This window comes from Ruegeria sp. D7 (assembly GCF_056534355.1).
Window position 1 is genome coordinate 1 of the sequence record NZ_JBQFPG010000001.1, and the last position, 13450, is coordinate 13450.

Annotated in this window: 9 protein-coding genes; 3 read left to right on the plus strand and 6 right to left on the minus strand. The window is 57.5% G+C overall.

What is annotated here, in order from left to right:
- Positions 1–178 precede the first annotated feature (178 nt).
- The 3 genes from ACRZ9U_RS00005 to metG form a co-directional block, all read right to left on the minus strand.
- On the minus strand, positions 179–3316 hold the full coding sequence (locus ACRZ9U_RS00005; protein WP_170405224.1) for an efflux RND transporter permease subunit: 3138 nt from the start codon (positions 3314–3316) through the stop codon (positions 179–181).
- Positions 3316–4497 carry an efflux RND transporter periplasmic adaptor subunit gene (locus tag ACRZ9U_RS00010; protein WP_170393332.1) on the minus strand — a complete coding sequence of 394 codons (1182 nt, stop codon included), beginning with the start codon at positions 4495–4497 and terminating at the stop codon, positions 3316–3318. Before ACRZ9U_RS00010 ends, ACRZ9U_RS00005 begins: the two co-directional genes overlap by 1 nt.
- A 291-nt stretch (positions 4498–4788) precedes the next feature.
- A complete protein-coding gene (metG, locus tag ACRZ9U_RS00015; RefSeq protein WP_170405227.1) occupies positions 4789–6507 on the minus strand; it encodes a methionine--tRNA ligase in 1719 nt (572 codons plus the stop codon).
- A gap of 210 nt (positions 6508–6717) precedes the next feature.
- Between metG and ACRZ9U_RS00020 the strand changes: the two genes are divergently transcribed.
- From ACRZ9U_RS00020 to ACRZ9U_RS00030, 3 genes are all read left to right on the plus strand, one after another.
- Entirely contained in the window at positions 6718–7644 is a 927-nt protein-coding gene (locus tag ACRZ9U_RS00020; protein WP_170405230.1) for a hypothetical protein, read from the plus strand.
- Between the two features lie 206 nt (positions 7645–7850).
- Positions 7851–8567 carry an OB-fold-containig protein gene (locus tag ACRZ9U_RS00025; RefSeq protein ID WP_170393710.1) on the plus strand — a complete coding sequence of 239 codons (717 nt, stop codon included), beginning with the start codon at positions 7851–7853 and terminating at the stop codon, positions 8565–8567.
- A 35-nt stretch (positions 8568–8602) separates the two neighbouring features.
- Positions 8603–10276 (plus strand): flotillin domain-containing protein, encoded by a 1674-nt coding sequence (locus tag ACRZ9U_RS00030; protein ID WP_170405233.1) that lies wholly within the window; start codon positions 8603–8605, stop codon positions 10274–10276.
- 31 nt (positions 10277–10307) lie between these two features.
- Here the strand turns inward: ACRZ9U_RS00030 and ACRZ9U_RS00035 are convergent, their stop codons facing one another.
- The 3 genes from ACRZ9U_RS00035 to ACRZ9U_RS00045 form a co-directional block, all read right to left on the minus strand.
- Positions 10308–11531, minus strand: coding sequence for an MFS transporter (locus tag ACRZ9U_RS00035; protein WP_170393328.1), 1224 nt, complete (start codon positions 11529–11531; stop codon positions 10308–10310).
- Between the two features lie 80 nt (positions 11532–11611).
- Positions 11612–12208, minus strand: coding sequence for a YceI family protein (locus tag ACRZ9U_RS00040; protein ID WP_170405236.1), 597 nt, complete (start codon positions 12206–12208; stop codon positions 11612–11614).
- Positions 12205–13419: an MFS transporter gene (locus ACRZ9U_RS00045; protein WP_170405239.1), complete on the minus strand. Its 1215-nt coding sequence runs from the start codon at positions 13417–13419 to the stop codon at positions 12205–12207. The genes ACRZ9U_RS00040 and ACRZ9U_RS00045 overlap by 4 nt, the downstream gene beginning before the upstream one ends.
- Positions 13420–13450 lie beyond the last annotated feature (31 nt).

Genomic DNA, 13450 nt, shown 5'->3' on the forward strand with positions numbered 1-13450 from the left:
GCTGAGCATGTTGTGTGGCGGCGCAATAAGCTGGGTGTAAGGCTCAGCATCGAGCAGATCAGCCGGATAGACGACTGGATGGCCAAACGCTTAACTGACTAGCGCGGATCAGACGACCCGTACAAAAAAAGAAACGCCCCGCAGATGTGCGGGCCGTTTTGCGATTTCAAAGCCAGCCCTACGCAGCTTCCTCTGACGGTTCCGGATCCTTCTTGCTGCCTTTGACCCACTCGCGCAGGCTCTGCATCACAGCGTACAGGACGGGAACCAGAATGACCCCGAACAGAGTGGCTGCCAGCATACCGCCGAACACGGCAACGCCGATGGCCTTCTGGCTGGCAGCTCCGGCCCCGTTCGCGGCCAGCAGGGGAACCACGCCCAAAAGGAAGGACAGGGCGGTCATCATCACAGCGCGGAAACGCTGATATGCGGCTTCGGCCGCGGCCTCCTTGATTGACAGCCCCTTGGCCCTTTGCTCCATCGCGAATTCGACGATCAGAATCCCGTTCTTTGACGCAAGCCCGACAAGCATGATCATCCCGATCTGCGTGTAGAGGTTGATGTCGCTGCCAACGATTGCCACCGCTGCGACGGCACCGAACAAGGCCACGGTCACCGACATTAGGATCGAAACGGGCATCGTCCAACTTTCATATTGGCCGACAAGGAACAGGTACCCAAACAGGATCGCCAACCCAAGGATCACCACGACCAGGCCGCCCGAGGCCAGCTGCTGCTGCGCCGTTCCGGTCCATTCATAGGCATAGCCGGGGGGCAGGGCGGTCGCCGACTCCTCGGTCATGACATTGATGGCGTCCCCGGTCGAGAGCCCCGGTGCCGGAACCGCTGTTACAGTGGCCGAGCGGAACAGGTTATGCCGCTTTAGCAGGACCGGACCCAGCACGTTCTCGATATCGATCAGCGTGCCAAGCGGTACCATCTCACCTTTGGTGGAACGTACATAAAGCTCTGAGATATCATCGACCTTATTCCGGTATGACCCTTCGGCCTGGATCATTACGCGATAGACACGACCAAACAGGTTGAAGTCATTCACGTAATACGAGCCAAGCTGCGCCTGCATGGTCTGGAAAATCTCGGCCACCGAGACTTGCAGGGTTTTGGCCTTTTCCCGATCCAGATCGACAAACAATTGCGGCACGTTCGCGCGGAAGGTGGTGTAGGCCTGCGCGATCTCAGGACGCTGGTTTGCGGCATAGACATACGACCCAACGGCCGAGGCCAGATCCTGCGGCGAGCCGCCACCGGTCTGCTGCACTTCCATTTCAACCCCTGCAGACATACCAAGGCCCTGAATGGGTGGCGGGTTGAACGCAACAATCGATGCGGCAGACTCACCATATGCAATCGCCAGAACCTGGTTCAGGATCGCATCCGCACTGAGCTCGGGTTCCTGCCGCTCTTCCCAGTTGGTCAGGTTGACAAAGATGGCTGCGCCATTGGTAGTGGTCCCGTTCAACAGCGAGAACCCATTGACCAGAACGGTACTGGATACGCCGGAGATCTGTTGAATCTGTTCATCGATCCGCGCAGAAACCGCCTCGGTCCGTTCAAGCGTCGCCGCATCGGGAAGCTGGATATCGACGAACAGATATCCGTTGTCTTCCAGCGGAATGAACCCTTTGGACGTGTTGCCCATAATGGTCCCAGTACCCGCTGCGAATGCTGCAATGATCCCCAGCGAAATGACCGGCAGGATCAGTAGCTTTCGCACGATGGCGACATAGCCGCTGCGCATTCCGCCGATAAATCCCTCGAACACGGCCAGCAGCCCCTTGGGCGGTCCTGAACGCGCCCGCAGCACCAGCCCGCAAAGGGCCGGTGAAAGCGTCAGAGCGTTGATCGACGAGATCACAACAGCGGTCGAGATCGTGACGGCAAACTGCGAATACAATCGCCCGGATATGCCGGGCATGAACGTCACCGGCACGAACACGGCCAGCAGTACCAACGTGGTTGCGATCACGGGGCCGGTGATCTGACCCATGGCCTTGCGGGTCGCCTCGGCAGGGGAAAGGCCTTCGTCGGCGATGATACGCTCAACGTTTTCCACCACAACGATGGCGTCATCTACAACGATCCCGATGGCCAGCACCAATGCGAACAGCGAGATCGTGTTCAGCGACATGCCAAAAGCCAGCAGGAAGGCAAATGTCCCGATCAATGAGACCGGAATTGCCACCGCCGGAATGATCGTCGCCCGCCAACTGCCAAGGAAGATGAACACAACTGTGATCACCAATATGAATGTCAGGATGAGGGTCGAGACCACGTCATTGAGCGACTGTTCCACGAAATCCGTCGTATTGAATGGAACATCGTATTCGACATCCGTGGGAAAGGATCGTGACAGGCGCTCAAGTTCGGCCTCAACACGTTCGGACACCGCAAGGGCGTTTGCGCCGGGGGCCTGATAGATGCCGATAACGGTCGCAGGAACGCTTTCGAAATAGCCCGAGGCGGAATAGAACTGCGCCCCCAATTCAACCCGCGCAATGTCTTTGACGCGCACAATCGCACCGGCTTCGCCTGTACGGATTACAATATCTCCGAATTCATCGGCCGAGGTCAGGCGGCCTTTGGTCTTGATCGTGTACTGAAAGGTTTGTCCTTCAGGCACAGGAGGCGACCCGATTGAGCCCGCAGAGACTTCGATATTCTGTTCGCGGATGGCATTGATCACATCACCCGGAGTGATTGACAGCGCGGCCATCTTGTCCGGATCCATCCAGATCCGCATGGCGTATTCCAGATTGGTCAGAACATCCGCTTTACCCACGCCCTGAACCCGCGCCAGAGCGTCTTTCAAGTTGATTGAGGCATAGTTCGACAGGAACACACTGTCATATGTGCCATTGGGCGAGGTCAGCGTGACCAGCAACAACATGTTGGTTGACGCTTTTTGCGTGACAACACCGGATGAAGTCACTTCGGACGGCAGCGATGCCATCGCCTGTGCCACACGGTTCTGTACGTTGACCGAGGCGATATCGGGGTCGGTGCCCACCTCGAACGTAACGTTCAACGAATACGAGCCGTTATCCGATGAGGTCGACGTCATGTAGATCATGTCGTCCACACCGTTGACCTGCGCCTCGATCGGGGCGGCGACGGTGTTTTCCACGGTTTCGGCATTTGCACCTGTATAGGTGGCCGTTACGCTGACCACCGGCGGCGTGATATCGGGAAACTGCGCAACCGGCAGAACCAGATAACCGATCCCGCCCAAAATGGTCAGGACCAGCGAAATGACAAGCGCCAGCTTGGGCCGGCTGATAAACAGGGCTGAGAACATCAGTTATTCTCCGGCTGCTCGGACGCGACGACTGCATCAACGGCGACGCCGGGGCGCACGCGTTGCAGGCCTTCGACGATGACGCTTTCGCCTTCGCGCAGGCCATCTGTGACGATAATCGCCGAGTCCACGGTATCTCCGGTTGTGATGTAGCGCTGTTCAACCATCTGCTTGTCATTGACGACCAGAACGAATTCGCCGCGCTGATCACGCTGCAGCGCTGCTTGAGGGATCAATACCTGCAGCGTCGGCTCAAGCGCTTCGATCTGAACGTTCACGAAGGCACCATCAACGAGCAGACGCTTGGCATTGTCGAATTGAGCCGTGATCGTAATGGCGCCGGTCAGTGGATCAATGCGGTTGTCGACAAAAATGATTTCGCCGGTTTCATCCAGCTCAGTACCATTCGGCAGAGTCACATGAACATTCGGGCTTTGGCTGCTTTCAGCTAGCGTGGCCGGGTCTTCACCAAATTGTTCAAGAACCGACGTGAACTGCTTTTCATTCAACGAAAAATTCACATAGATGGGGGCTTCGCTGACCAGGGTGACAAGCGGCGGATTGTTGGGGCCCACAACATCACCGACACTGGTTTCCACGCGGCCGATGCGGCCCGAAAACGGGGCGTGGATCTGTGTGTAGCTCAGATCAAGCTCGGCCTGTTGGATCGCTGCATTGGCGGCTTTGACCTCGGCCTCGGCGACCAGTTCATTGGCTCGGGCAATGTCACGTTCTGATTCCGGTGTAGCGTCGCGCTTGTACAGCTCTTCCTTGCGGGCGAGATCGACTTTGGCCAGTTCAAGGTTTGCCTGCGCCCGATCCAGATCGGCTTTACGTGCCTCAAGCGTGGCTTCGTAAAGATCCGGTTCGATCGTGAACAGCAGGTCATCCTCATTCACCGGAGAGCCATCGTCGACGTTCTGGCTGTCCAGGAAACCACTGACGCGCGCGATAATATCGACCTTGTCGATTGCCTCGGCCCGTCCAATGAAGGTGGCCTGATCGGTGATCTCTTCGGTATAAGCTGCGGCGATCGACACCTTGGGCGCAGGGGCATCGCCCTGATCCTGCGCGACCGCTATCTGAGGCAGGCTGGAACATGCAAACAAAGCGGCAGAAACGCCGAGTGCCCTGAAATAGCCGCGTGGGCGGAGTGCTGGCTTCTTAAATGCAAGGGACATGTTGGCGCCTCGTTCAAAGTAAAGATTGCACAACCGGGCAACAGAAACCCCCGGATGAGTCGATTGGTTTTATAGGCAGGATGGCGGGTTTGACGCGGTTTCTCAAGCGCGTTGAGGTGATGCGTTGGCAAGAATCGACCCGAAATTTCTTTCCAGTCTGCAGACTTAGCCTGCATCCGCAGGCGTTTACCTGCCCGATGACAATAGGGACGGGCGAATTTTCTCTGCCAAAAACCAGCAGCGGAGAGGCTTCAGGGCTCCGCTGCGGCATTCATAAATCGAATTTTGTTGTTATTCACGCGTTCCCGCAAACCGATTCTGCCAGTCTTCGCGCTGTTCGTCCGTGATTTTGGCAAACAGCACGTCGGGAACCGAAAATTCATGGCCAGCGGGCAGGGCGCACAGCGCGGCATCGATATCTTCGGGCCAGCTGGTATTGAGTGTGTTCATCGCACTAAGCATTTTTGCAGACGCATCGGGAATGAACGGCGCGCTCAGAACTGCATAGAGGCGGATCAGGTTCAGCCCCAGCCGCACCTGCGCCGCAGCCTGCACAGGATCTTCCTTAAAGGTAGACCATGGTGCGGCAGCCTGCAGATACTCGTTGCCCGCGACCCAGATCGCTCGCAGCTCTTGCGCGGATTTGCGCACTTCCATCGCTTCCATGTGGCCTTCGTAGGCACGTACTCGGCTATTAAGCTCAGCAATCAGGGTCTGTTCACGTTCGCCATACGCACCACCTTCGGGCACTGCTTCACCGAATTTCGAGCGGCAGAACTTAGTGATCCGGCTGACAAAGTTACCCAGAACATCCGCAAGATCTTTGTTCACCGACTGCTGGAAGTTCTCCCATGTGAACTCGCTGTCGCTGCTTTCTGGCGCATGGCTCAACAGCCACCAGCGCCAGTAGTCGGCGGGCAGAATGTCCAGCGCCTGATCCATGAACACGCCACGGCCCTGTGAGGTCGAGAATTGGCCACCGTCATAGTTCAGGTAGTTGAATGATTTCAGGTGGTCGACCATCTTCCAGGGCTCGCCCGATCCCAGAATGGTGGCCGGGAAAGACAGGGTGTGGAAGGGCACATTGTCCTTGCCCATGAACTGAACGTAACGCACATCTTCTGCGCCTTTGTCGGTGCGCCACCAACGTTCCCAATCGGCATCAGACTTACCATTGGCGTCGGCCCATTCCTTGGCGCAGGCGATGTATTCAATGGGGGCATCGAACCAGACATAGAAGACTTTGCCTTCCATGCCGGGCCAATCTTGATCACCTTTCTTGACTGGTACACCCCAATCCAGATCGCGGGTAATGCCGCGATCCTGCAGGCCGTCGCCATCATGTAACCATTTCTTGGCGATCGAGGTTGTCAGGATCGGCCAGTCTGTCTTGCTGTCGATCCACGCGTCCAACTGATCTTTCATTGCGGATTGACGCAAATACAGATGCTTGGTCTCACGCACCTCAAGATCGGTCGAGCCGCTGATCGCGCTGCGGGGCTCGATCAGGTCGGTCGGGTCTAGCTGCTTGGTACAATTTTCGCACTGATCACCGCGCGCGCGCTCATAACCGCAATTGGGGCAAGTGCCTTCGATATAGCGGTCGGGCAGAAAACGGCCATCGGCGTTGGAATAAACCTGCTTTTCGCTGACTTCCCGGATCAGCCCGGCCTCATCCAGTTTGCCAGCGAAATGTTGGGTCAGTTTACGGTTCTGATCGCTGGACGAGCGGCCAAAGTGATCAAAGCTCAGGCCAAAGCGCTTGGCGATATCGGCCTGTACTGCGTACATGTCAGCGCAATATTCAGCCACAGGTTTGCCCGCTTTGGCGGCGGCCAGCTCGGCCGGGGTGCCGTGCTCGTCGGTTGCACACAGGAACATGACCTCGTTGCCCCGGCCGCGCTGATAGCGAGCGTACAGATCGGCAGGCAATTGCGAGCCGATCAGGTTGCCGAGATGTTTAATCCCGTTGATGTAAGGGATCGCCGAGGTGATGAGAATTCGGGCCATTATGCGCTTCCACGTTTCTGTCTGCGCGCCCGTCTACCTTATGTGGCCAGTAAGAAAAAGCCCGCATTCATACACGCTTGAATTTAACGGGTATTACTACGCGACTTCGTGCATTCCCGCGAGTTTGTGTCGCGTTCGTCAGCGATTTCGCCCCGTGCGTACCAATGGTGTATGATGATCAGGAGAACCCAGCTTAGGGGGAATATCATTATGCAGAGTTTATGGTTGGGCTGTTGTGCCGCCGTTGCAGCTATTGTATTTACCGCCAGCGCCATCGCCGATCAGAGCGCCACAGATGATCCGGTGCATGCTTTTGATCACGCTATGCTCTCGATCTTTCACCGTGGCCAGGATGCGCTGACGGCTGAAACCCGGCCCGTCATGATTATCGCACGTGATGTCACGGTCATGACCGAAGACGGAGAGGCGAGCTATCCAAGGGATGCGCCAACCTATCAGCATCTGAAGTCCACGTCGCATGTTGTGTTGGGATTGATCGGGGCGCTGACTCCATGGCCTGATGAAAATACCGATGATGAGCGCTGGAAGGCGGAGTTTGCAATTATCATCAATGAGATAGATGTATTTCTTGCGACATTGGGCGGACTGGGCATGACCGAGGGCGACTTGGCGAGCCAGCGCAAAATGCTCGAAACAGCCCGGGTATTTGCTCAAGGTGCACTCGACAAGGATCAGATCACACGTGAAGCGGTTTCGCAGGTGATCAACGACATGCGGCCCATCTGGGCAGAGAATATGGAGAAATCTGCACGTGCGGAGTTGAACGCACTTCATACCGCCGTGTCCGATGCACGCGCAGCCATAAGCGAAGAGGAGTGGGCCAAGATGTATGTGGTGCATCACGGCGGCTCCAGCGTCAAAGACGTCAATGTCGTGCTACTGTACCTACAGCGCGTGATGCCGGAAAAGGTTGCTGCCGGGCAGGTTCTGTTCGCTGAGAACGCACACGGGAACGACGCGTTGGCTGGATACGCCGGATACGTTCGAATGCAGAGGCATGTTGGTGCATGGGTGTTCGGAGACCCTGAACGGATGCGGGTTGACCTGCTGGGATATGAGGCGGGATCAATCCTGGATGAAATGATCCCGGCACCACCGCCAAAGCCCACCGATTAGAGAATTACTCCAGCAGGTGTGAACAGGTAATACGTTTCGCACGGGCGAAAGAAATTGAGCTTAATGTCATGGTTGCAGATTGTAACTGACATTTGGATGTAAATAACCTCAGGTTGAAACACAGAATCACAACCTCTTGAAATTGTAGCAATGACTTCCCATTTGTAGTGTATACAAAAGTATACAATAACGAGGGCAATCTGCTGATGTTTGACTTTTTACTAGAGGGCGCATTTGTGCCCTTTACCTTGGCGCTTGCGCTTCTGTTCGGTCTTCTGGGCCTTGAACTGATCGCATTGGTTTTCGGGGGAAGTCTTCTGGCAGGCGAGGGCGAGGTTGATCTGGACATGGTCGACGCGCCCGATCTGGACGTCGTCGACTTTGATCTGGATATCGACGCCGACATCGATCTGAGTGACTTGGAACTGGCCGAAATTGAAACCGATGTGCCTGCGGCTACGCCCGTCGGCCCGTTTGGCTGGTTGGGCATTGGCAAGATGCCATTCATGATCTGGCTCGTTGTGCTGCTGGCTGGTTTCGGCCTGAGTGGCATAGGCCTGCAACTGGCGCTGCGTGATCTGCTGGGCTTTGACTTACCTGCATGGTTGGCCGCGATTCCGGCCGGAGTATTCGGCCTATGGTTCGCACGTGGCTTTGGTGGTGTCTTCGCTCGCCTCCTGCCCAAAACCGAAACCGAAGCGATGTCGGAACGGATGCTGGCCCGCCGCCGTGGCGTGATCACTCAGGGTATCGCATCGCGAGGCCGTCCAGCCGAAGTCCGCGTCATGGATCGCTTTGGCAACACGCACTACCTGCGCGCAGAGCCGTTGCAGGACAAAGATGCGCTGGAGCAGGGAACAGAAGTCCTTGTTCTGCGTGATCGACGGCGCGACCGGTTCGTTCTGGTTCGCATGTCAGTTTAACCAAAAAATCTTAACCCCAATCCGGAGGATATTGCATGGAACTATCATTCCTGGCCGTTACAGTTGTGACTATTTTAGCCGTACTCTTGTTCATAGGCCTTGTACTTGGCCACCTTTATCGACGCGCCACGCGCGAGATCAGCCTGGTGAAAACCGGCGCGGGCGGCAAAAAGGTCATTATGGATGGCGGCGTCATCATTGTACCGTTGCTGCACGAAGTCAGCCCGGTCAACATGAAGACTCTGCGCCTTGAGGTGCAGCGCAGCGGTGAGGCCGCGCTCATCACCAAAGACCGGATGCGTGTCGACGTGGGTGTCGAATTCTACGTCTCGGTGATGGCGACTGAAGAGGGCATCGCACGCGCCGCGCAAACGCTGGGTGATCGCACCTTTGACGTCGAGCAACTACGTGAGATGATCGAAGGCAAGCTGATCGACGGTCTGCGCGCTGTGGCCGCTCAGATGACCATGGACGGTCTGCATGAAAACCGCGCCGACTTTGTGCAAGAGGTGCAGAATGCGGTGTCCGAGGACCTGCTTAAGAACGGTCTTTCGCTGGAGTCCGTCTCGCTGACCGCGCTGGACCAGACCCCGTTCGAGGCTCTGGACGAGAATAACGCCTTTAACGCCGTGGGTATGCGTAAGCTGGCCGAGGTGATCGCCATATCCAAAAAAGAACGCGCGCAGATCGACGCCGAGGCCGAGGTTGAGGTGCGTCGTGCGGCGATGGAAGCGGAGCGTCAGAAGTTGCTGATCGAACAGGACGAACAGCAGGCGCGCATCGAGCAGGCGCAGAAGGTGGAAACTCTTCGTGTGGCGCAAGAGGCGGAGATCGCTGCGCGAACTGAAGACTCGGTACGCGAAACCGAACGCGCCCGGATTGCCCGTGAAGAGGCCATTCGTTCCGCCGAGATTGAGCGCGAGCGCAAAATCCGCGATGCCGAGATCGCCAAAGAGCGTGAGATCGAAGTCGCGGAACAGGAACGCCAGATCATCATCGCGCAGAAATCCGAAGAGGAAAGCCGCGCGCGCGCATCCGCCGATCTGGCTCGAGCCGAGGCGACCAAAGCAACCGAAGCCGTGGCTACGGCGCGCGAAGTGGCCGAGGCCGAGCGTCAGAAGCAGATTGTTCTGATTGAAGCCACCCGTGAGGCCGAACGTCAGGCCACCGCGATCCGTTTGTCAGCACAGGCCGAGAAAGAGGCCGCCGCAGACCGCGCCGAAGCCCGCCGCGAGGAAGCGCAGGCCGAAGCAGACGCGCTGAACATTCGCGCCGAGGCCAAGAAGAACGACATGCTGGCCGAGGCGGAAGGTAAGCGTGCGATCGTAGAGGCGGACAACGCCCTGTCACCTGAGCAGATCCGGATGAAGGTCGACTTGACCCGCATTGAAACCATGCCCTCGATCATCTCGGAAATGGTCAAACCGGCCGAAAAAATCGACTCGATCAAAATCCATCAGGTTGGTGGGATCGGAGCTGCCAATGGTGGTGGTGTTTCAAGCGGTGAAAAGCCGGTTGTCAATCAGGCGTTGGATTCGATCATGGGAATGGCCGTGCAGATGCCAGCGCTCAAGAAACTGGGCGAAGAGCTTGGCTTGTCCATGGAGAACGGCGTCGGGGGCGTAGTGAACGGTGCGCTTGAGAGCACCGTGGATCCAGATGAGGTGGTCGACGTGGTCGAGGGCCATGGGCCAGCGGTCCAGCAGTAAAACAGAAGGGCCGGGATTTCCCGGCCCTTTTTCATTGCTTTTCGCGAGAACCCTTGAGCAGCCTGCCGATGGTAAAGGATGTGCGCGGAGCATAGACATAATTCGTCCGTTTCTCGGGCGTCGGGCGCGAGCGCATACGGGCGAGGCCAAAAACAATAAGAAACACATGACCCAATGCAACAAAAGCAAACAGGGCTCCAGGGCCGAATTGCTGGATCAACGTGGATGAGATGTAGGGCGATGCAATCGCCCCCAGCGCGTACCAGAACATCAAGGCCGCTGCCAATTCAACGCGTTGTTCGGTCGTGGCAAAATCATTCGCATGCGCCGAGGAAACCGAGAAAATCGGAAACGTGGTAAGACCAAAGAACCCGGCGGCCAGCATAACGCCGACCGTTCCAGTTCCGCTAGCCAACATCGTGACACCGCAGCTTAGCACCGCTGCCACGGATAGCCAGATCAGCACCCAGCGTCGATCATACTTGTCTGCGAGCCAACCCAAGGGGTACTGGGCCAGTGCGCCGCCCAGAACGAAAGAGGCCAGAAAGAATGCAATCTGATCTACGCCCAGTCCGACCTCCTGACCGTATACCGGGCCGACCATGCGCAATGATGCCGAACTGAGCGCAGCCACGATAACGCCCGCCACAGCCAGTGGTGAGCTGTGCCAGGCCAGCTTGGGGCGCAGGCGCGGGGTGTCCGGTGTCTTGGGTTGGCTGGCGCGAGTTAGGGCCAGCGGCAAGATCGATGCACAGCATAGGATCGCAAGCAGGTTGTATGAAACGTAAGAGGCGGGTGGCAGAACAGCAATGATAAGCTGTGCACAAAGCGAGGCCCCCATATCGGCGATACGGTAGGTGCCCATCGCGCGGCCACGGGTTTCGTTGGTGACCTTGGCGTTAAGCCAAGCCTCGATCACGGTGTAACACCCAGCGACACAGGTTCCCGACGCGATACGCAGAGCGGCCCAGACATAAGGGTTTTCAGTCAGCGTATGCCCCAGCAACCCCATCGCGCCCAAAGCGGTGCAGACCGCAAATGCGCGCGAGTGCCCGACGCTGCCCATAAGCCGCGGAGCCCACCAGCAACCAACAAAGAACCCAATGAAGTGCGATGACCCCAGCAGACCGATCTGTTCGGTCGAAAAATCAAGCGTCAGCCCCGAGATTGCATCCAGCGGACCAACACCACCCGTTGAGAGCTGCAGCAGAATGACCGAAAGAAACAGGGCGGCAAATGAAATGATCGTACGCATGATAGGTGCAACTTGACCTTGTCGCCACGAAATGCGCGCGCCTAATCGACGCCCTGACGTCGTTTTTTGCCTTTTTGTGGTTAATCCTGCCGGATGATTTCGGCGTGGATGTCCAGGCCGATCGTGGGTTGTACAAGATCAGGATATCCAGACGCGCCAAACTCATTTCGATTGATCGCCCCCTCTAGCCGGATGGACAGGGTGTCCAAATCATCCACCGCGCTTCCCGGTCTCCGATACAGGTTGGCGCTCAAAGTCACCGGACGCGTGATACCGCGCACTGTCAGATCGCCGGTCACGGTTGCACCTTCCGAGATACGGCCAGTGGGTCCCAACTGAATCTTGGTCGTGATGAAACGTATGGTGGGGTATTGGGCAGCGTTCAACACACTCTTTCCCAACATCGGACCTCGGGCAAATGGTAGGTTCGTCCGTGCCCGGGCCACGTCCAGCACGACATCGACCCGGCTGTTTTGCAAGCGATTGGTATCAATAAGAATTTGGGCCGACTGTACTGGCATCGTGCCCGTCTGAAGCGCGCCGGACAAATCATAGGTGAAGCCAACGGAACTGCGCGATGCTGCCAGCGCATATGGGGTGAGGGCGGCCATCGCTGCCCGTGCCATTGGTAACGCGCAAAGGCTTGCAATCAGGCTGCGTCGGGTAAGGTTCCTCATGCCATCGCCGTGCGACCGCGCGGGCGCGAGCGTTTCATGAGCATCAGCACGATTGCGATGTTCAGCCCGTTCCAAAGGATGCCATTGATGAAAGCAAGCTGATAACTGCCAGTCACGTCATAGATCCAGCCCGACATCCAACCACCCAGAGCCATGCCGAGGATAGTCATCATCATGACAAAACCCACGCGCGCACCGGCCTCTTGCGGGGGCATATATTCACGTACAATCAGCGCGTAGCTGGGGACGATACCACCCTGGGCCAGCCCGAATAGCATGCTGACGACATAAAGCGAAACCATCCCATCATAAGGGAGAAACAGGAACAGAGCGATACATTGCAGGACCGAGCCAATCAGCAGTGTTGAAAGCCCTCCCAACCGGTCCGCGACAAGCCCCGAGATGATGCGGCTAACCACGCCGCCCAACAGCATCAGAGACAGCATCTCGGCCCCAACGGCCGGGCCATAGCCCAAGCCCACACAATAGGAGACAATATGGACCTGGGGCATCGACATGGCCACGCAGCAGCCGATACCAGCCAGCCCAAGGATGTACTGCAGGGCGCGGGGTGAAAAGCCGACGCTTTGTGCTTTGACCTGTGCTGCCGCTGCTGCCGTGCCGTGCGCCTCGACGGGGACCTGTCTGCGCAAAAGCAGGGACAGAGGAATGACGGCGACCAGGGTGATGACGGCGAGACTCAGATAAACCTGCTGCCACCCGTCGCGCTGCAGAATGCCCGACAGCAGCGTGGGCCAGATCGCGCCCGACAGGTAGTTGCCACTGGCCACCAGTGCCACGGCAATCCCTCGCCTGCGCATGAACCAATGCGAGATATCGGCGATCAGCGGTCCAAATCCGATTGACGTGCCGAGCCCCAGCAGAAGATGCGCAACCGACAGCAGCGCAATATTCGGCGCATGGGTTGCCAGCAGATAGCTTACCGCGCTCAGCACAGCGGCGCCGATCAATGCCATTGTCACGCCCAGTCGGTCCACCAGCTTGCCTAGCCACATGTTGCCGAAGGCAAAGCCGATCATGGCGAGCGTATAGGGCATCGACGCCGCGGCTCGGTCTGCGCCAAACTCGGCCTCGATGGCGGGCATGACGACGATCACAGCCCACATGCCCACATTGACCACGGTTGCGATGGCCAGGGTGATCAGCAGGCGAAGCCAGGAATATCGGCTGTCATGGATCGGGTGTGTCATGCCGGCACGCTAGGGGGCAAGTCCGGTTTTG

What these genes read in the sequence shown, in the direction of transcription:
- ACRZ9U_RS00005 (WP_170405224.1), bottom strand. Translation starts at nt 3,316, where the DNA reads ATGTTCTCAGCCCTGTTTATCAGCCGGCCCAAGCTGGCGCTTGTCATT.
- ACRZ9U_RS00010 (WP_170393332.1), bottom strand. Translation starts at nt 4,497, where the DNA reads ATGTCCCTTGCATTTAAGAAGCCAGCACTCCGCCCACGCGGCTATTTC.
- metG (WP_170405227.1), bottom strand. Translation starts at nt 6,507, where the DNA reads ATGGCCCGAATTCTCATCACCTCGGCGATCCCTTACATCAACGGGATT.
- ACRZ9U_RS00020 (WP_170405230.1), top strand. Translation starts at nt 6,718, where the DNA reads ATGCAGAGTTTATGGTTGGGCTGTTGTGCCGCCGTTGCAGCTATTGTA.
- ACRZ9U_RS00025 (WP_170393710.1), top strand. Translation starts at nt 7,851, where the DNA reads ATGTTTGACTTTTTACTAGAGGGCGCATTTGTGCCCTTTACCTTGGCG.
- ACRZ9U_RS00030 (WP_170405233.1), top strand. Translation starts at nt 8,603, where the DNA reads ATGGAACTATCATTCCTGGCCGTTACAGTTGTGACTATTTTAGCCGTA.
- ACRZ9U_RS00035 (WP_170393328.1), bottom strand. Translation starts at nt 11,531, where the DNA reads ATGCGTACGATCATTTCATTTGCCGCCCTGTTTCTTTCGGTCATTCTG.
- ACRZ9U_RS00040 (WP_170405236.1), bottom strand. Translation starts at nt 12,208, where the DNA reads ATGAGGAACCTTACCCGACGCAGCCTGATTGCAAGCCTTTGCGCGTTA.
- ACRZ9U_RS00045 (WP_170405239.1), bottom strand. Translation starts at nt 13,419, where the DNA reads ATGACACACCCGATCCATGACAGCCGATATTCCTGGCTTCGCCTGCTG.